Raw genomic sequence first — 19,315 nt, 5'->3', positions numbered from 1 at the left:
AATAGAGTAAATGAGTTAAAATCGCGCTAAAGCAATGTTAAGCAAATATAACAAGGAAGGCATCATGGCGCATGTTAATCACTATGACGTGATCGTAATCGGTAGTGGCCCTGGCGGAGAAGGGGCTGCAATGGGATTAACCAAAGCGGGACTGAATGTTGCCATTGTCGAGAAAGAAAGCAGTGTCGGCGGCGGTTGTACTCACTGGGGTACTATTCCATCAAAAGCGCTGCGTCATGCCGTTAGCCGCATCATCGAATTTAATAGCAACCCGTTATTTTGTCGAAACAACACCAGCGTTCATGCAACATTTTCTGACATTTTAGGTCATGCTAAATCGGTCATTGATAAGCAAACTCGACTTCGTCAGGGCTTTTATGACCGTAACTCATGCACACTTTTGTTCGGAACCGCGCGATTTATCGATAACTACTCAATTGCAGTAATGCAAAGCGACGGCACAGAAGAAATCTATTCAGCGGATAAGTTTGTCATCGCGACGGGTTCTCGTCCGTATCAGCCTAACGACGTTGATTTCTTGCATGAGCGCATCTACGACAGTGATTCCATTTTGAGCCTGAAACACGACCCTCGCCATATCATCATTTACGGTGCAGGCGTTATCGGTTGTGAATACGCTTCTATCTTCCGCGGACTTGGAGTGAAAACCGACCTTATCAATACCCGAGACCGCTTGTTGGAGTTTTTGGATAACGAAGTGTCAGATGCGCTGTCTTACCACTTCTGGAACAGCGGTGTGGTAATTCGTAATGATGAGACCTATGAAAAAATCGAAGGCACAGAAGATGGCGTGATTATTCACCTACAATCTGGCAAGAAGATGAAGGCGGACTGTTTGTTGTATGCGAATGGTCGAACAGGTAACACCGATAAGTTGAATTTGGGTGCAGTGGGTCTGGAAGCGGATTCTCGCGGACAACTAAAAGTAAACCGTAACTACCAAACCGATATTGAGCACATTTACGCTGTAGGCGATGTCATCGGTTACCCTAGCCTTGCAAGCGCCGCTTATGACCAAGGGCGATTTGTCGCACAAGCCATTACGAAAGGTCAGGCAGAAAACTATCTGATTGATGATATTCCAACAGGTATCTACACCATCCCAGAGATTAGCTCTGTGGGTAAAACCGAGCAAGAGCTAACAGCTGCGAAAGTACCGTATGAAGTAGGACGCTCTTCGTTCAAGCATCTAGCTCGTGCACAGATCGCAGGGAAAGACATCGGCAGCTTGAAGATATTGTTCCATCGTGAAACCAAAGAAATTTTAGGGATTCACTGCTTTGGCGAACGTGCCGCGGAAATTATCCACATCGGTCAAGCCATTATGGAGCAAAAAGGCTCAGCGAATACCATCGAGTATTTCGTCAATACCACCTTCAACTATCCGACGATGGCCGAAGCGTATCGTGTCGCTGCATTGAATGGTTTGAACCGCTTGTTCTAATCTATGCTTCTTGATAGCAAACAGAAAAACAGCAGGCTTGGACCTGCTGTTTTTATATCAACATTGTGCGAGGAAGGTATCCTTACGCCATTGGTAGAGAAAGATAACCCCTAAACCAATACCCCGCATCAACATAAAGCTCGTCATTGCAAACCACAGCGCGTGATTTTCCCACTCGGCGAACAAGTAAAAGACAACGAAGAAACTGCTGGTCGCGACAAACATACTATTGCGCATGTCTTTGCCTTTGGTTGCACCGACAAAAATGCCATCCAATAGAAAGCACCACATCGACGCAAGTGGCATCACCACCAGCCAAGGTAGATACACCGCTGCTTGCTGTTGTACAGCCTCAATTGAAGTGATCATGGCGATCAACTGCGATCCCGCCAAACCAAAGAGCGCGGTCAGTCCTAAGCAAATAGCCAAACTCCAAAAAAAAGTACCGACAAGCGATGCACTCAATTGTTGCCTATCTTTGGCGCCAATCGCCTTCCCGACCATGGCCTCCATTGCATAAGCAAAGCCATCCATGCCATACGAGATAATCATCAGGAAGCTCATCAGAACCGCATTTGCAGCGACAACCTCATCACCAAAGCTCGCGCCTTGGAACGTCATAAAGCTAAAAGCCGCTTGCAGACACAAAGAGCGTAAGAAAATATCACGATTCAATTTCACGAATCGCCCTAAACCGTGTTGAGTGCTGGTTAGCAACTTTTGAGGTGATGGTAATTGCCTCTCTCGCCAAGTTTTCCAGACACACATGAGACCAAAACCCATGCCTGAGTAGTCAGCAATCACCGATGCCAGCGCAGCGCCTTCTACTTTCCACCCCAAACCAATCACAAACAACAAATCGAGGGTAATATTAGTCACGTTGGTGATGATCACCATCCACATTGGGGCTTTGGAATTTTGCGTTCCGAGCAACCACCCCAACAACACAAAGTTCATTAGCGCAGCGGGGGCACTCCACACTCGAATAGAGAAATATTGCATGCCGTAGTGCTTCACTTCAGCACTGGCGTCACTCCAACCAAAGATCAAATCAGCAATCGGGTTATGGGCAATAAGAAAGACTAACGCAAAGAGCAGCGCCATGAGTGAGCCTTGCATAAACACCAAGGCAAGTTGCTTTCGGTCGTCACCGCCATAGGACTGCGCCGCCAACCCAGTAGTCGACATACGCAAAAAACCAAGCAGCCAAAATGTCACACTGATCATGGTACTGCCCAGCGCAACACCGCCCAAATACCAAGCGTGGTCTAGATGACCAATCACCGCAGCATCGACCAAACCGAGCAATGGAACAGTAATATTCGACAGCACCATAGGTATCGCTAAAGCTAAGACTTGGCGATGAACTTTTGGATTAGATAAAGGAGAGAAGATTGAATTTGTCACAGGCACCTCATCAGTAAGATCGACGAGTGTACCTGAGCGCTTAACGACTAGCCAATTACCACTTGATATGAACGAGGACTGGCGTGAGGCGATGCTTCAGCATTGGAATCTTATTAAGCCAACGCTGCCAAGCTTTCCAACGAGAACAGAATCTATCGAATGGCGAGAAAGCTTTCACCCACTGTGCCCATGGTAACCATTGCAATATCTGTTCTGCAGGCGCTTCAAAGCCATGAGCATAACGATCAGAGCCAAGCTTTTGTCCCCACTTGGTTTCCGTTAAATCTCCTGCCAACACCATACACAGTTCAGCAGAAACAAAATGTCGACCCAAGGTTTGAATAAATTTCGCGACTTGGCGCTCTGTGCAATCGAGCAGTGCCATTTCACATAAAATGAGTACTGGTGCTTGCTCTGGAATGGCTAACGTCTCTAGCCACGACATTTCATCCACACTGCCACAGCGGTGTTCATAACGTTCATTTTTGTGGAACAAGCGCTGACGCCATACCAAATTTTCCGTCACGTCCAGCTCTATCCAATGGCAGCGTCCATTATCCAAACGATAAAAGCGGGTATCCAACCCCGCTCCGACATTGATTATCCAAGCATCGGGATACTGCTGTAAGAAGTGACTAACCTGCTGGTCACAAAGCTGAGTCAGCGTCACGTGCAGCAATTGCTTCTGCGCAATATCACCACTCAAACAATCCGGCGCCATCTTACAACTCAAACACGCCTTAGCAGCTATCGGATCGTACACCAAGCCATTGTCGACCATGCTTTCACGGCTACGCAATAACAGTGGCTTTAATAAATGGTTAGGAACTTGATGTTTAGACTGAGACATGGGCATTTCCTGCGCCAGAGAGAAAACATAGACATTGAAATAGATGATAATGAATATCAATTACATTATCAAGCTTATAAATTGCTCAAAACAAACAAGGTCAAGATGATAAGCAAGCTTTTGGAGGAAGTAGAAAAAGAGAAAAGAAGAGAAAAGACAAAACAGCCCAGAAGAACTGGGCTGCTTAAACACACTTACATCCAATCGGTATTACGAATAATACCAACGGCTAAGCCTTCAATCGTAAGATGCTGAGACGTTAAGTCCACTTGGATTGGGGCAAACTCTTCATTCTCAGCATGCAGTAATATGGTTGAGCCTTTGCGCTCTAAACGCTTTACTGTCACATCATCATCAACGCGCGCAACGACAACTTGACCGTCTCTCACGTCTTGGGTTTTATGCACAGCGAGCAAATCGCCATCCATAATCCCGATGTCTTTCATACTTTCGCCATTTACACGAAGTAAGAAATCCGCTTGCGGCTTGAACATCGCAGGGTCGACTTGGTAGTGCGCTTCTACGTGTTCCTGAGCCAATATGGGCTCACCCGCAGCAACTTGACCAATCAAAGGCAAGCCCTGTTCGTCATTAGCGGCAGAGTCATCAAGTAGGATACGAATCCCACGCGATGCACCTGGGATAATTTCAATTGCTTGCTTACGAGCAAGCGCTTTTAGGTGTTCCTCTGCGGCATTCGCAGAGCGGAAGCCAAGCTCACGCGCAATCTCTGCACGAGTTGGTGGCATTCCGGTGTCATCGATTTTACTTTTGATCAAATCGAAGACTTGTTGTTGGCGTGGCGTTAACGGCTTCATGTCTCACCTGTCTTTTTATACAGTTAACTGTGAGTATATCCAGTAAATGCTCAAATGAAAACCCAATTGGTTGTTTTTTAATTTATTTGTGGAGTGCACTTCGTTTGCTGCCCAAGTTCATTATTCATGCGTTTAAAACACCGCCTTTTCAGTTAATCAAAGTAAAGCAACAACTTAGGAGTTCGACTAATTTACAGCCAATAAAATTAAAAGGTTTGACCAGTTTCTGGTATCCTTGCTGCGCTTAAATTTTATCGCCTAGGCTTATTTCTTTTGCCGTACTCATTTCTTTTTCTATAGAAGACATGCAAAGCAGACACTGAAATAAGGTTAGGCCTGTTTGAATACCTATTGAGGCTGTGAACTTTATGTCTTCTGGACAATCATTTTCACGTTCATTACTAAAACTACCTTTATCGGTACTGGTAAAGGGCACCACAATCCCGTCGAACCCGATTGAAGATCTGAATATCGACCTCGCTAAGCCGATTGTATATGCCCTACCGTTCCGCTCGAACGTGGATTTGCTGACACTGCAAAAACAAGCCATGAGCCTTGGTCTGCCTGACCCGCTCAGTCCGCTGGAAATCAATGGCAAAACGCTGAACCGTTTCGTCTTTATCGCTGCGCGTCCAACTGTGATGAACAACGATAATGATGTCCCAACCGACTCTGTCTCTCTGTTCACAGACTTGCTGGAACTGCATAAACTGGACAGTGAATTAGACGTTCAAATGATCCCTGCAACCGTGCTTTGGGGTCGTAAACCAGGTAAAGAAGAAAACCAAAAGCCTTACCTTCAGCCAATGAATGGCCCGCAAAAGGCGAAAGCGGTAATGGCAGCAGGACGCGACTGCTTGGTTCGCTTTAGTCCCGTGGTATCTCTGCGTTATATGGCAGACTCTCACGGTACCGACAGCGCAATTGCGCACAAATTGGCTCGCGTGGCGCGTATCCACTTCTCTCGCCAAAAACTTGCGGCTTCAGGCCCAAACCTGCCACAACGCCAAGTGTTGTTTGCTCGTTTATTGAAATCTCCAGCTATTGAACTGGCGATCGCTGACGAAGCCAAGAGCAAAAATATCTCGATTGATAAGGCACGTAAAGAAGCCCACGACATCATGGATGAAATCGCCGCCGACTTCTCCTACGGTCTAGTGAAAAACGGCGACCGCATCCTGAGTTGGCTATGGACAAAGCTGTACCAAGGGTTGCACATCAATAACGCCTCGACTGTGCGTCGTTTAGCGCAAGACGGCCACGAAATTGTGTACGTTCCGTGTCACCGTAGTCACATGGACTACCTACTGTTGTCTTACGTTTTATACCATGAAGGCATGGTGCCTCCGCACATTGCGGCAGGCATTAACCTGAACTTCTTCCCGGCCGGTCCTCTTTTCCGTCGCGGTGGGGCATTCTTTATTCGTCGTAGCTTTAAAGGTAACAAACTGTACTCAACCATTTTCCGCGAGTATCTAGCTGAGCTGTTTGCCAAAGGCTATTCAGTCGAGTACTTCAGTGAGGGTGGTCGTTCACGTACAGGTCGCTTACTGCAAGCGAAAACGGGTATGCTGGCTATGACCATCCAAGCAATGCTACGTGGTCTAAACCGCCCAGTAACACTAGTACCGGTCTACATCGGTTACGAGCACGTAATGGAAGTAGGCACTTACGCGAAAGAGCTGCGTGGCAAACGCAAAGAGAAAGAAAACGCAGGGCTTGTACTGCGTACTCTGCGTAAACTGCGTAACTTTGGTTTGGGCTATGTGAACTTCGGTGAGCCAATTCAGCTCAACCAATACTTGAACGAGCATGCTCCTGAGTGGACGAAAGACATCGACAGCATGGGTGGTAACAAACCACAATGGATGAATCCTGTGGTCAATGACCTTGCTAATAAGATGATGACGCACATCAACGATGCGGCGGCAGCAAACGCGTTGACCTTGTGTGCAACCGCACTGCTTGCTTCTCGTCAACGTGCACTTTCTCGTGACTCGCTGATCAACCAGATTGAGTGTTACTTAAAGCTACTCAAAAACAACCCGTACTCAAGCACCTCCACTATCCCTACCGAAAGTGCTGAGGAGTTGGTCGATCATGCAATTTCGCTTGATAAGTTCGTGATTGAAACCGATAGCATGGGTGACATCATTTCGCTGGATCGTAGCCAATCGATCCTGATGACCTACTACCGCAACAACATCATCCACTTGTTTGCTCTGCCATCATTAATTGCTCAGATGATCATTCGTCAGCGCAACCTCTCGGTAGAAAAGATTCAAGCGAATGTCGCGCAAATCTACCCATTCTTGAAGAAAGAGTTGTTCTTAAGCTATCAAGAAGACGAGTTGGATGAATTGGTCGTTAAAACACTGCATGAGTTTGCCGATCAGAAAATGATTAGCCTCGATGGTGATAAGCTGGAGATCAATCAGTCGAACAACCAGCCTTTGGTTCTGCTAGGTCGTACAATCACGGAAACACTGCAGCGCTACTCTATCGCGATGAACTTGCTTGTTGCTTACCCAGAGCTCGGTAAATCGGACCTAGAACAGAAGAGCCAAGATATTGCTCAACGTTTAGGACGCTTACACGGTATTAATGCGCCAGAATTCTTCGATAAAGGTGTGTTTACCGCGATGTTCAATACACTCAAACAGCAAAAATACCTCGATAACGATGGTAACTGTGACACGAAGAAAACGCAGCAATTTGCACGATTACTATTCACTCTGCTTTATCCAGAAGTGAAACTGACGATCGAAGAGAGTATTCATCAACTTCAGTCGTAACCGTTTTACCTTCTTCCAAAATAAGAAAAAAGGCATCCAATCGGATGCCTTTTTTCTTATTTCTTCGCTTACCAAAATGCGACCAATAACCCTATCGCTATCACCATGCCAACATAGTTGTTGTTGAGGAAAGCCTTAAAGCACAACTCCCGCTCACGGTGACGAATTAAGTGCTGCTGATAAACAAACAACGACGCTGCAATCAAAAGGGTCCAGTAGTAACTTTGTCCCAATTGGTAGAACTGCCCTAACCAAACCAACATCGCGAGTGTAATCAGTTGCAATACCCCAATGATGAGTTTGTCATGACGACCAAACAAAATTGCCGTCGATTTAATGCCAATCTTTAAATCATCATCGCGATCGACCATCGCATACTGAGTATCATAAGCTATGGTCCATAAAGCGTTAATCAGAAACACAAACCAAACTATCAGTGGTAGCTCCCCGGTTTGTGCAGCCCACGCCATTGGAATTGCCCAGCTAAACGCCAAGCCTAAAAAGAGCTGTGGAATATGAGTGTAACGCTTCATAAATGGATAAATGAACGCCAACACGATGCCAGCGAAGGATAGCTGAATCGTCAACGGGTTCATGGTCAGCACTAACAAGAATGAGCTGATACCCAAAACCAAAAATAATCCAATCGCTTCTTTCGCTGTCACTTTTCCTGATGGCAGCGGGCGTTGCTTAGTACGTTTTACATGGCCGTCGACTTTGCGGTCAGCAAAATCATTAATCACGCACCCCGCGCTACGCATTAGGAATACACCCAATACAAACACGATAAACACATCCCAACTCGGCATCCCTTGGGCTGAGATAATTAGCGCCCAAATCGTTGGCCACATCAGTAACAGTGAACCAATCGGGCGATCCATGCGCATCAGTTGCCAATATGCTTTGGCTTTTTCTGCGGACATTTACACTGTCTCCTTAGCGTAAACTGGTGAATTAGATAAGAATAACTCGGCGACCAGCATCGGTTTGTGATTCATCCACAACCTTGAGCGTCGCGCTAACAAACGTCCTTCTGGTACGGCTACCCATCCCATTTGCAAAGAGTCTCGCTCAACGTTGTCTGCGCTGAACACTGTTAGTCCTAATGGGATATCCCCTTGTTGAGCCAAATCATACTGCTGATCAACTAAGGTTGAGCGAGGAATTAATGTCCGTCCGATAACCCAGTTATCATTGTCACCACACAAAATTACCTCTCGCAGTAAGCAATCTTGTTCGGACAATAACTGGCTTTCGTCCTGTTTTAACGTCGCCGCAGTGACGATCTGATTTTGTAGCAATTCTACCGTTAATGCTTGGCAGTGTTGCTTTAAACGACGTGACAAAGACCCTTGCTCTTCAAGCCAGTGCTTGGCAAATTCATTTGGAAATTCGAATTCTTCGGGGTTTTGCCACTCTACTTCCAATAAAGAAGCAAGATAGAGTGATGTTGGCTGATTCATACTAGTATTCAATTGGAGGCTTTATGCGTACAATAAAGCAACAACTTACCGTCCATAGTAATGTATGTAACCGTAAGTTCCGTTATTTGTTATAGACGGCCCATTGTATCAAGACTGAAGCGATTCGAATATCGCGATCCAGAGAAAGAAAAGTTAGAAATATGTACAAACGTTATATAGCCCAAATTATTTTTGCGTTAACCATACTGTTCGCCGCACCAAGTTGGGCTGAAACGGAAGAAGCTGGACCTAAGTTGGCATACTTTACCCTTGAGCCTGATCTCACTACTAACTTTTACACCAAAGGCAAAAAGTTAGGTTATGTGCAAGTGCGCATCGACATCATGGTAATGAGCCAACAAGATTTATCGATTGTTGAGCATCACCAACCTTTGATTCGCGATGCAGTGATTGAATTACTGGGTAAGCAAACAGAAGATACTATTAAGTCCCTTTCTGGCCGAGAAGATCTGCGCAAAACCTTAGTGACGACCCTCAACGAAACACTTTTGCCCGAAACAGGTAAAACCATCATTGCCGATTTGTTGTTTACAAAATACCTTTACCAATAAACCCAAATCGTTTTGAACATAAAAAAGACCGCTCTTGAGCGGTCTTTTCATTTCAGCTTTAGGCTTGCTGTTGGTATTTCATCTTGCCTGAATCAAACAGCGCAATCGCCATCCCCGACAGTAAACCCACTAAGTGAGCGGTGTTTGCAATCGCCATGAACGGCTGCACAAAACCAAGAACTAACCATACCAACATAAAAACGATGATTGGCTTGGGTAGCGTAAGGCCTAAATGTGGCAAGCGGTAACCCAATATCCACAAATAGCCAAGCAGTGCATAGACCACGCCAGACAAGCCACCGAAGTTTGCCCCTTCAACATAGAATTGGCCAGCCCCAGAAAGCGCTGCTGATACTACAAAGAGTTGCAATAGCTTACCGGAACCGAGACGACGTTCGATGTCGCCCCCCAACTGCCACCACCATAGTAAGTTGAACACGATGTGAGTCACTGAAAAGTGCAGTAACGCATGGCTTAGCCATCGCCACACTTGCCATTGTTGCCCCTCAAAAGCCGGGAAGTGCAACAACTTAAACACGCCATTGCCAAAGCCAAACATTTGTAACAAGTAGATGATGGTACACACCGTCATGATCAGCAAAGTCATTGGGCCTGCTTTTGCTTTGACCATGCTCATGATACTCGGGCTAGAATAATGAAAGGTGCTCTTGCGAGTATCGGCAACGTCCCACGAGGCGGCGCTGTATTTTGAATCAGATGGGTTAGCGAGGAACTGCTTAAGTTCCGCTTCCGCTTCTATTTCATGCTGGCTATCAGTCAGCCACAGCGCAAATTGCCCGTCTCCTTCTGGCATCATTTCGATGTCAATTTGGCGAGAGGCCATATAATCAATAAAGGCTTGCGCCATACGTGGATTATTTAACGTTACCAATCTCTTCATTAACTTCTCACTATCGGTAGTTCTGCTCGGTGCCAGGCTTCAAAGCCACCATCCACACTGTACACCTGTTCAAAGCCTTGGTTAACTAAATATTGTGCGGCACCTTGGCTACTAATGCCGTGGTAACACATCACCAGAATGGGTTGTTCGAACTCCACTTCATCCATAAACGCAACGATCGTATCGTTGGTTAAGTGATACGCGGACTCCGCATGCGCAACGGCAAACGATTGAGGGTCACGGATATCTACAAGCTTCGCATCACCCTGCTCGAGCAGCGCTTGCGCACCTTGTACATCGATATGCTTAAACTGATCCATTTACTTTCTCATTGTCTTATTAATATACCCAAGCAACCTCGAACCTAACATACTAATCAGCACCCGAGGTACAGCATAAAATCTATATTTGAAGCCGCTTGGGTATACTGCCGCTATTGTAACCTATCCAACGGCAAACTTAGACACATGGATAATCAGGGTTTTAAAAAGTGTACACATTCCAACCATTTGTGGATAAAGCTGTGAATTGCGTTGATAAAGTATATTTGGATCTTTTGAACCACAATATGTAGTGATGATCCTGATCTAACTGTGTGTATATCTATAACTATCCCCAGATGGAAAAGTGCTTGAATCCCTTATTTTGTCCGGGTTTCGAACAGTTGATAAATAATTACTTCACAGAGTTATACACAGGTAGCACATAAAATCCGGATCGCAAACGCTATCGATTTTCGATCGACAATAAAAAAGCCGAGATCACATGATCTCGGCTTTCTATGAAAATCTTACTTTCAATTAGCAGTGGAAATTAAAATTCACCCACGGCCAATTTTAGTTTCTTCATTGCGTTTTTTTCTAGCTGGCGAATACGCTCGGCAGAAACACCGAACTCATCAGCTAAGTCTTGCAATGTTGCTTTCTCATCATCTAACCAACGAGAACGCACGATGCGCTGACTACGCTCATCCAAACTCGCTAATGCATGACCCAAGCGATTGTTGGTGTGCATTTCCCAGTTAGCTGCTTCGATGTTGTCAGCCACATCAGACGATTTGTCTTCTAGGTACAGCATTGGCGCTGTGTAAGCGTTTGAGCTGTCGTCTTCGTCAGTTGGCATATCAAAGGTTGAATCCACCGCCGCTAAGCGTGATTCCATCTCGCGAACTTCAGAAGGCTCAACACCTAACTCACGCGCAACGGTTTCGACTTCACCGTTGTTAAACCAACCCAAGCGCTTTTTCGACTTACGCAAGTTGAAGAACAACTTACGTTGCGCTTTAGTGGTCGCAATTTTCACGATACGCCAGTTACGTAGCACGTATTCGTGGATCTCTGCTTTGATCCAGTGGACAGCAAAAGACACCAAGCGAACCCCTACCTCTGGGTTAAAACGCTTAACGGCTTTCATTAGACCGATGTTACCCTCTTGCACAAGGTCCGCCATTGGCAAACCGTAGCCAGAGTAACCACGAGCAACGTGAACAACGAATCGTAGGTGCGAAAGAATTAGACCTTTTGCAGCCTCAATCTCACCTTTGTAGTGTAATCGTTCTGCCAGCTCACGCTCTTCGTCTGCAGTCAGCATTGGGTAGCTGTTTACTGAGCGAATATAGCTATCAAGGCTATCTTGCGTGACTAGAGCCATCGGATACGCTTCTTTTGTCATTCAATTCCTCATCAATCTCTGATCTGGAGCATTACATTGCAAATTTAGCTTCGATATCTTGAACTCAAAATGAACAAGTTTCAAGAAGGGGAAGCAATTATCCATAAACATTCGGTCTAAACAAGGGATCCAGATTAGCTAGTGCTAATAAAATCCAAGTAGTAAGACCTTCATCACTTAAACTGGTTCAATTTCTTTCAAATGTCGTTGCGCAGAAAAGCGCGCCGCAATGCATCCCAAAAGACTACCAATGATGATTAATAGCAAAGATTCATCCCAGCTTAAACCAATCAGGCGAAACTGGCTGTCGTACAACGCAGCAAGATCTTCCACCGCACTATTCATAACAATGGTCACTAAAGCCGTTACCAACCACGCGATGGTGGCACCTAATACGCCAAACCACATCCCCGTGTACAAATAAGGACGCAGAATAAAACTGTCCGTCGCACCGATCAGTTTCATGGTTTGAATCTCTTCTTTATTCGCCAGCACATTAAATCGCAACGTGTTGCCAACGATTAAAAATACCGCACCGAGCATCAACACTGTCAGAGTAATGACAATAATACTCGCGAGAGTTTTGATCGCATCAAGACGCGCCAGCCAATCTTCATCAAGTCTCACGTCGGTCACATCTTGTTGCTCTCGAACGTCTTTGGCTAATGACTGAATATCACTCTTTAGCTCCGAGGCTGGCGTAATCACCAACACACCGGGTAGCGCATAGCCACTTAAAAGGCTGATAGCCTGATCGAATCCTGCATATTGGCTTAAATCAGATAGACCTTGTTGCGGTGAAATATATTCCACCTCTTTTACCAAAGGCCAAGTTTCAATTTGATCTTTGAGAACCATCACACGTGCATCCGGCATGCCTTCTACTAAGTAAGCACTAACTTGCGAGGGAGATGCCACATCTTCCGCGGCACCCGCGACGTTTTTGCCCAGTAAATACAAACAAGCTGGCATAGCAAGTGCCATTGAGATAACGGCTAGGGTCAGGATATTACCTAAAGGTCGTTGCCATAAGGCGCTAAAAGAGGATTTTGCTTGTTTTGCGTGGACAGAGAAAAAACCATCGGTATTTGCACGCTTGGCACTGCGGCCTTTCCCCTTCTTTTGGGAGTGCTTGTTACCTGCCATAGTCTTCTACCTCACTTAGGAAGCCTTGGTTTAATTCAAAATGACGATACTGTGGGCGAGTGTTTACTAACCCCACATCGTGCGTGGCGAGTAAGATGGTCACTCCAGCACGATTAAATTCTTCGAACAAACGCAATACGCGATTGGATAGTTCGGGATCGAGGTTACCTGTCGGCTCATCAGCTACCAGCAACGTTGGTCGATTGACCACGGCACGGGCAATACCGACGCGTTGTTGCTCACCACCAGAGAGTTGGCTCGGCAGGCAACGAGCCTTATCAAGCAAGCCAGTTTTATCTAACGCCGCAGAAACGCGGCGTTTGATTTCGTTTTCAGAAATCGATTCGATGCGCATCGGCAGAGCGACATTGTCGTATACGCTGCGATCCATCAGTAGACGATGATCTTGAAAAACAATCCCAATATTGCGGCGCAAAAAAGGGATGTCTTTGCTTGGAATGCGCGTGATATCGTGACCATTAAAATGGATTTTTCCATCGGTTGGGCGCTCTATCGCGCAGATCAATTTCAGCAAGGTACTTTTACCAGCCCCGGAATGCCCGCCTAAAAACGCCATTTCACCGCGCCTCAGGTGAAAATCGACTTTTTGCAGTGCTTGTCGACCACCTCGGTAAGCTTTGCTCACTTGCTGAAATTTGATCACCGTTGATTTCCTCTAACTCTTTTTATTCTTCACGACTAAACAGTGCGTCAATAAACTCTTGAGTTTCAAATGGACGCAAGTCTTCGATACCTTCACCCACACCAATGTAACGAATTGGAATACCAAACTGATCGGCAATAGCGAAAATTACGCCGCCTTTCGCTGTACCATCCAGCTTAGTCAAGGTAATCCCGGTTAGAGGGGCAACATCACTGAAAAGTTTCGCTTGGCTGATGGCATTTTGCCCTGTACCTGCGTCTAGCGTCAGCATGATCTCGTGTGGTGCAGAGTCATCAATTTTCTTCATCACACGTACAATCTTACGCAGCTCTTCCATTAGGTTCGCTTTGTTCTGTAAACGACCCGCGGTATCGGCAATCACAACATCCACACCACGTGCTTTTGCCGCTTCAATCGCATCATAGATAACAGAAGCACTGTCTGCGCCAGTATGCTGGGCAATCACAGGAACGTTGTTACGCTCACCCCATACTTGTAGCTGCTCAACCGCTGCGGCACGGAAAGTATCGCCCGCTGCAAGCATCACTTTTTTGCCTTGAGTTTGGAACTGCTTGGCAAGCTTACCGATGGTCGTGGTTTTACCCACGCCATTTACACCCACCATTAAGATGACGTAAGGCGTTTTGTTGCTGTCGATTTCTAGTGGCTGTTCAACTTTAGAAAGAATCTCAGCCATTTCTTCTTTCAACAAACCATAAAGGGCTTCGCCGTCTTTCAGATCGCCACGTGTGGCTTTTTCTGTCAGGTTGTTGATAATTTTTGTTGTGGTATTCATGCCCACATCAGCAATAAGCAGTTGCTCTTCTAGCTCTTCAAATAAGTCTTCATCGATTTTCTTACCGCTGAACAGACCGAAGAAGCCAGCGCCGATGTTTGCTTTTGTGCGGCTTAGGCTGCGTTTGAGGCGAGCAAAAAAGCTCTCTGTTGGCTTTTCTTGTTCTTGAACGCGAGGTGCAGCAGGCACTTGAGGCTCTTCTGCTTCTGCTTCTGCTTCTGCTTCTGCTTCTGCTTCTGCTTCTGCTGGGGCAGCCTCTGATTGTTTCGCTTCTTCTTCTTCAAGTTCTGGCGTTGCTTCCGCTTGCTCAGCAACCGCTTCGGTTTGCTGCTCTTCAGAAGGCGCTTCCACTGCTTCTTCTTTTACTGTTTCTTCAGTTTTTGGTTTTGGGCTTTGTTCTTCGTCACCAAAACCTAGCCACGAAAGTAATCCGCGCTTCTTTTTTTCCGTCATCTGGGGCTATCCTAGATTGTTCTTTTATCTATTAATGACTCTTTTTTGACAAGATTATTATCTGTCTAAAAAAGGCTAATGACAAAGTTGTGAAAACTTTCCGATTAGGTAATTCTAATCTTATTAGTGTTACACTCTGTCATCTTGAATATTCTGGGCTGTATCCAAGCTCCAAGCTCACGGCTTGGGCGATTAGATATAGTATCACTTTATTAGCGGTCAAAAAATCTATGGTAAGACGTCGCCAGCAAAACTCATCACAAAAAAAGCCAACAACGGGCTTTGTTCGCATTATTAGTGGCTTATGGAGAGGCAGAAAACTTCCTGTACACGATGCTGAAGGCTTACGCCCAACGACCGATCGCGTCAAAGAAACGCTATTTAACTGGCTGGCTCAAGATGTGCCGCAAGCAAAATGTCTCGACTTGTTTGCCGGCTCCGGCGGCTTAGGCTTTGAGTCGGCTTCGCGCCAAGCAGAGCAAGTGACCATGGTCGAGCTGAACCCACAAGCTTTCCAGCAATTACAGAAGAACGTGGCATCTCTTAACGCGAACAACATCCAAGTAGTGAATACCGACGCACTGAGCTTTTTAAAACAGCCGGGTACTGCGCACCATGTGGTGTTTATTGACCCACCGTTTCGTAAGGGACTATTGGATGAAACCGTGGCTCTGCTAGAACAAAATGGCTGGCTCGCGGAAGACGCGATGATTTATATTGAAACAGAAAAAGAACTCAATATTGCCGACTTACCAGAAAACTGGCAGTTACATCGAGAAAAAACAGCAGGCCAAGTGAGTTACCGTCTGTATGAACGTACCTCCGCATAACGCCTCGATTTAAAAGGACACTTAAATGAAAGCATTAATTCTGCTGGCCAAAGCGGCTATCGCCTTTGTTTGGTTAGTATTGATCCTCAATATCTTTATGCCGTTTCCCGGTAATGCCGCGATTGCGCTGTACATCATGACCGCTTTTTTGTTCATCATGCACGGTTTACAAATGGCCATCTTCATTGGCGCATTTGGCGACAAAATTAAAATGAGCAGTTGGGAAAAATATTCCATCCTGATCTTTGGTATTTTTGCCCTGCTCGATATTCGTCGTAAACACATGATGTAATCGCCCAAATACTAAAAAGCCGCTCTCAAGAGCGGCTTTTTTATTGCGTTTATTCCGTCACCCAAGATAACTCTTAACACCATCCAAAAACATTTGAGTGGAGATCATCACCAGCAACAAGCCCATTAAACGCTCTACCGCTTTTAGACCACGCTCTCCCAACAAACGATTAAAGAAGCCATAAAACATTAGAATAAAAAATGTTGCGCCCCAGGCAATCACAACTGACGCGGACATTTCCAACATTTTTTCTGGATGCTGTGAAGATAGCAAAAGCAATGCTGCAATCACGGAAGGGCCCGCGATCATAGGAATGGCCATCGGAACAATAAAGGGCTCCTCGCCTGCCGCCAGTCCAGTGATGCTGCCAGCACTCGGAAAGATCATCTTAATCGCGATAATGAAGAGAATAATGCCACCTGAAATGCTGAGCGTTTCTGGCTGGACATGCAAAAAACTTAAGATGCTTTGTCCTGCAAACAGAAACAACATCAAGATCAGTAAGGCAAACAGTAGTTCACGAATCAATACCTTACGGCGACGCTTAGGATCGATGTGCTTGAGAATAGACAACACAATCGGCAAATTACCGAGAGGGTCCATGATTAGAAACAGCATGGTCGCTGCAGAAAGAATGTCCATATTCTGGCCTCACCTAAAAAATGTCGGCCAGTGTATAGCAAACTGACAACGTGAGTACATGGCTGAGGGCGAAAACAGCATATTCACCCTCGCATCATAGCCGCCGCTTAGTGATTGCAGACACGCGCCATATTGACCACAAACTTACCTTCAAGCTCACGGATTTTGTCGCGCTTGAGCAAAAATGCTAGCAATGCATCTAAGTCTAGATCATTCAGTTTACAGGTGTGAAAGCGAACGGTGTTGCCAAAGTGCTGTGCCAGCGCTTCGCGATCCATTGGCGTTTCTCGAAGTAGCTTTAGCAGCTCGTGGGCATGGATTTCACTCATTATTGACTCCAGTCATCAAGAACAATACGTCCAGTTTACTGAAATCTTCGTGAGCTGCTTTGACTTAAATTAGTAAATGATAGAGGCAACAATGAGGGCGTGGGCAAAGAAGTAGCTGCCACTTACCCACAGATAGGCGTGTTTCATCGGTTTTCGGTAACCGTGTATCGCATACGCCAACGCCGAATAGATCAAAACTAGGGTTCCGCTGAAACCGATAGCATTGGCATAGCTCGGGGCCTGCAACCAAACTTCACCCGCCGCCCAAGCAAGCTGAACCAGCATCATCCCCATGATCACAACGGGAAACACCAGAGAGTCGAGTTGAGGTAGCAACAAAAAGAACGCCACGATACTCGCTGCGAGCAGTAGGGCCAACAGCCACCAGACAATCTCACCATTAAGCTGTACCCAAAATGACTTGCTGTAGCACACCTGAGCAAGCAAATACGCAGCAAAGTAAATTAGCTTGCGAGTTTTAAACGAGTGCAGCGTATCTGCCACCATAGACACAATAAGCCCACCCGCAATCCAGTAGGTATATGTTGCGGATGCGCCTTGAGTTAACACCAACACAAGAAGAAGTAGCAGAGTAAAGATTTTAAACACGAGGGATTGTGTCGGGTTAGCTTGTTTTGCTCCCAACACGGAATACACACCTGATAGCCCTATCGCCAGCCAACTCCACATGCCGTATACACCTTTTACTTAAACTCGCCGCTAGTCTAGGTAGACCAGTTTTGATGTAAAGACACAATCTGCGAAAGTTGGATCTCGCTAGCGATTCGAAACATTTTGTAACCCTCAGTCTGCACAACAATTAAGTCGATGAGCCTTAATGACGGCCATAAATATGGGGCAGAGCCCTATCCCATGAGCCAAGTTCATCAAATCACACGGCACAATAACCCGCGCTTAGTCAGGCCATTTAACTAAAAAGCAGCCCAATGGCCTTGGTAACCCATCACGTCAAAAACTGATGACTAAACCATCAGACTGTATACATCACAGGCAACAAGAATAAATAACAGACACAAAACAGAAAATCGTCTTGGTAGCGAGCTAAGATAGTAGAAACCACCGATGAACAGATTAGAACAACATGAAAAATCAAACTTAACTCAATAACAAAAACATCAAATAACGAACGTAAGCTAATGATAAATAAAGCCACATTATCAATAACCATCGAAAACACCGACTTCATAAACCATCAAATCACTAAACACTTTTTAAGCCCATATTTTCTCATTAGATAAGAAAATTCCCCTTCCACACCTCAACTCAATGATGCACCTCCATAGCACATCTTTTTATTTTCTCAATTTTTGAGAAACACAGACAAAATCGGCAATCAACATACCAACCGAAACAAAAAACAATTTCCAAGCCAACAACAAACCAAGATTGACACTTTAAAATCATATACTTAAACAAAATACGAACAACAATCACACAATACGAGCATTTTAAATACAACACAAAAAACACAGTTTCATTAGTCAAAAACACGTAAAAAAAGACAAGTTAAGTGTATTTTTTGAAAAGATTATCGAGCATATGTTGATCAAACCCCAAAAACAGTGCTATATTAAATTAATCGAGTTCATCAAAGATTAAGGGGTAGTGTTATGATTTCATCTTCTCAAAAACAAGGGCTGGTAATGATTGCAGTGGTTGTGGGTTTAATGACACTGCCAATGATGTACTAACCTACTGATTAAAAATAAAAAAGGACGCAAATGCGTCCTTTTTTATTTATCTGTGTTTTTCTACTGTATGTGTTTGGACAAGATATCCCAATGCATATAGTAGAAACCAAGAGCGGCGAGCGTAATCAACGTCATTAGCAAAATTGCTGCACGCCAAATAAAACGAGAGCTTCTTGGCGTTAGCTCTTTTTCACAAGCGTCACATGCCGCCATAAAGCCTTTCCGATCATCCAGCTTATAATCGTCTTCGTGAACCACTTTATTACGCACAGTAGCGATAAAACGAAGCTTCGCTATCACGTCATGTGGTAAACGTTCTTCACAACTATTAATAAGTTGGTGTAACCCTTTCCCTTCTGCATGGTACTGAGTACGCAAAAGTTTTTCGATCGTTCGGGTACGCATGACTACTTTTTCAATATCTGACATCGTAACCCTCCTTACCAGACCCTTCCCGTGTTCGTTATTTTTATTCTTCTATAAATTTAGAGCTTTTTCGAGCCGTTAAG

20 protein-coding genes are annotated in these 19,315 nt (G+C 45.3%); 5 read left to right on the top strand and 15 right to left on the bottom strand.

Annotated features, from left to right (window positions below):
• Window positions 1–34 precede the first annotated feature (34 nt).
• Window positions 35–1,465 carry a Si-specific NAD(P)(+) transhydrogenase gene (gene sthA, locus NL645_RS21200; protein WP_005389689.1) on the top strand — a complete coding sequence of 477 codons (1,431 nt, stop codon included), beginning with the start codon at window positions 35–37 and terminating at the stop codon, window positions 1,463–1,465.
• Between the two features lie 57 nt (window positions 1,466–1,522).
• Here sthA and dinF read toward each other — a convergent pair whose 3' ends face one another.
• The 3 genes from dinF to lexA form a co-directional block, all read right to left on the bottom strand.
• Window positions 1,523–2,872 carry an MATE family efflux transporter DinF gene (dinF, locus tag NL645_RS21195; protein WP_253652341.1) on the bottom strand — a complete coding sequence of 450 codons (1,350 nt, stop codon included), beginning with the start codon at window positions 2,870–2,872 and terminating at the stop codon, window positions 1,523–1,525.
• A gap of 55 nt (window positions 2,873–2,927) precedes the next feature.
• Entirely contained in the window at window positions 2,928–3,722 is a 795-nt protein-coding gene (locus NL645_RS21190; RefSeq protein ID WP_005393777.1) for a class I SAM-dependent methyltransferase, read from the bottom strand.
• A 194-nt stretch (window positions 3,723–3,916) separates the two neighbouring features.
• Complete coding sequence (lexA, locus tag NL645_RS21185) at window positions 3,917–4,540, bottom strand: transcriptional repressor LexA (RefSeq protein WP_005393778.1); 624 nt, start codon at window positions 4,538–4,540, stop codon at window positions 3,917–3,919.
• 368 nt (window positions 4,541–4,908) lie between these two features.
• On the opposite strand from lexA, the gene plsB reads away from it, so the two are divergent.
• Window positions 4,909–7,335: a glycerol-3-phosphate 1-O-acyltransferase PlsB gene (gene plsB / locus NL645_RS21180; RefSeq protein WP_047010238.1), complete on the top strand. Its 2,427-nt coding sequence runs from the start codon at window positions 4,909–4,911 to the stop codon at window positions 7,333–7,335.
• 68 nt (window positions 7,336–7,403) lie between these two features.
• Here the strand turns inward: plsB and ubiA are convergent, their stop codons facing one another.
• Together ubiA and NL645_RS21170 are read right to left on the bottom strand one after the other, a co-directional pair.
• Window positions 7,404–8,258, bottom strand: coding sequence for a 4-hydroxybenzoate octaprenyltransferase (gene ubiA, locus NL645_RS21175; protein ID WP_005393780.1), 855 nt, complete (start codon window positions 8,256–8,258; stop codon window positions 7,404–7,406).
• The gene (locus tag NL645_RS21170) at window positions 8,259–8,798 is read right to left on the bottom strand and encodes a chorismate lyase (RefSeq protein WP_005393781.1); all 540 of its coding nucleotides are present in this window, start codon (window positions 8,796–8,798) and stop codon (window positions 8,259–8,261) included.
• Window positions 8,799–8,959: 161 nt separating this feature from the next.
• Between NL645_RS21170 and NL645_RS21165 the strand changes: the two genes are divergently transcribed.
• A complete protein-coding gene (locus NL645_RS21165; protein WP_046874381.1) occupies window positions 8,960–9,370 on the top strand; it encodes a flagellar basal body-associated protein FliL in 411 nt (136 codons plus the stop codon).
• Window positions 9,371–9,428: 58 nt separating this feature from the next.
• On the opposite strand, the gene glpG is transcribed toward NL645_RS21165, so the two are convergent.
• From glpG to ftsY, 6 genes are all read right to left on the bottom strand, one after another.
• A complete protein-coding gene (gene glpG, locus NL645_RS21160) occupies window positions 9,429–10,271 on the bottom strand; it encodes a rhomboid family intramembrane serine protease GlpG (protein WP_005393785.1) in 843 nt (280 codons plus the stop codon).
• The gene (glpE, locus tag NL645_RS21155) at window positions 10,271–10,591 is read right to left on the bottom strand and encodes a thiosulfate sulfurtransferase GlpE (protein ID WP_005378691.1); all 321 of its coding nucleotides are present in this window, start codon (window positions 10,589–10,591) and stop codon (window positions 10,271–10,273) included. The genes glpG and glpE overlap by 1 nt, the downstream gene beginning before the upstream one ends.
• 493 nt (window positions 10,592–11,084) lie before the next feature.
• Window positions 11,085–11,942: an RNA polymerase sigma factor RpoH gene (rpoH, locus tag NL645_RS21150; RefSeq protein WP_005378693.1), complete on the bottom strand. Its 858-nt coding sequence runs from the start codon at window positions 11,940–11,942 to the stop codon at window positions 11,085–11,087.
• A 177-nt stretch (window positions 11,943–12,119) separates the two neighbouring features.
• A complete protein-coding gene (gene ftsX, locus NL645_RS21145) occupies window positions 12,120–13,088 on the bottom strand; it encodes a permease-like cell division protein FtsX (protein ID WP_005393793.1) in 969 nt (322 codons plus the stop codon).
• Window positions 13,078–13,752, bottom strand: coding sequence for a cell division ATP-binding protein FtsE (gene ftsE, locus NL645_RS21140; RefSeq protein ID WP_005393800.1), 675 nt, complete (start codon window positions 13,750–13,752; stop codon window positions 13,078–13,080). Before ftsE ends, ftsX begins: the two co-directional genes overlap by 11 nt.
• A 22-nt stretch (window positions 13,753–13,774) precedes the next feature.
• Window positions 13,775–15,001: a signal recognition particle-docking protein FtsY gene (gene ftsY, locus NL645_RS21135; RefSeq protein WP_253652340.1), complete on the bottom strand. Its 1,227-nt coding sequence runs from the start codon at window positions 14,999–15,001 to the stop codon at window positions 13,775–13,777.
• A gap of 230 nt (window positions 15,002–15,231) precedes the next feature.
• Here ftsY and rsmD point away from each other — a divergent pair, with 230 nt between their 5' ends.
• Together rsmD and NL645_RS21125 are read left to right on the top strand one after the other, a co-directional pair.
• On the top strand, window positions 15,232–15,831 hold the full coding sequence (gene rsmD / locus NL645_RS21130; protein WP_012841297.1) for a 16S rRNA (guanine(966)-N(2))-methyltransferase RsmD: 600 nt from the start codon (window positions 15,232–15,234) through the stop codon (window positions 15,829–15,831).
• Between the two features lie 25 nt (window positions 15,832–15,856).
• Window positions 15,857–16,123, top strand: coding sequence for a DUF1145 domain-containing protein (locus NL645_RS21125; protein WP_005393805.1), 267 nt, complete (start codon window positions 15,857–15,859; stop codon window positions 16,121–16,123).
• Between the two features lie 57 nt (window positions 16,124–16,180).
• On the opposite strand, the gene NL645_RS21120 is transcribed toward NL645_RS21125, so the two are convergent.
• The 4 genes from NL645_RS21120 to NL645_RS21105 form a co-directional block, all read right to left on the bottom strand.
• Window positions 16,181–16,765, bottom strand: a complete 585-nt coding sequence (locus tag NL645_RS21120; protein ID WP_005393807.1) for a YhgN family NAAT transporter — start codon at window positions 16,763–16,765, stop codon at window positions 16,181–16,183.
• A gap of 107 nt (window positions 16,766–16,872) precedes the next feature.
• Window positions 16,873–17,094 carry a YecH family metal-binding protein gene (locus tag NL645_RS21115; RefSeq protein WP_172606017.1) on the bottom strand — a complete coding sequence of 74 codons (222 nt, stop codon included), beginning with the start codon at window positions 17,092–17,094 and terminating at the stop codon, window positions 16,873–16,875.
• A gap of 69 nt (window positions 17,095–17,163) precedes the next feature.
• Window positions 17,164–17,784 (bottom strand): lysoplasmalogenase, encoded by a 621-nt coding sequence (locus tag NL645_RS21110; RefSeq protein WP_005393811.1) that lies wholly within the window; start codon window positions 17,782–17,784, stop codon window positions 17,164–17,166.
• A 1,082-nt stretch (window positions 17,785–18,866) separates the two neighbouring features.
• Window positions 18,867–19,235: a hypothetical protein gene (locus NL645_RS21105; protein ID WP_005393815.1), complete on the bottom strand. Its 369-nt coding sequence runs from the start codon at window positions 19,233–19,235 to the stop codon at window positions 18,867–18,869.
• Between the last annotated feature and the right edge of the window lie 80 nt (window positions 19,236–19,315).

Source organism: Vibrio sp. Y51_MX_L26 (assembly GCF_024181935.1).
In the GTDB taxonomy this organism is placed as follows: Bacteria; Pseudomonadota; Gammaproteobacteria; order Enterobacterales; family Vibrionaceae; genus Vibrio; species Vibrio diabolicus.
Note: the sequence above shows the minus strand (reverse complement) of the source record. Positions and strands in the feature narration are given on the sequence as shown.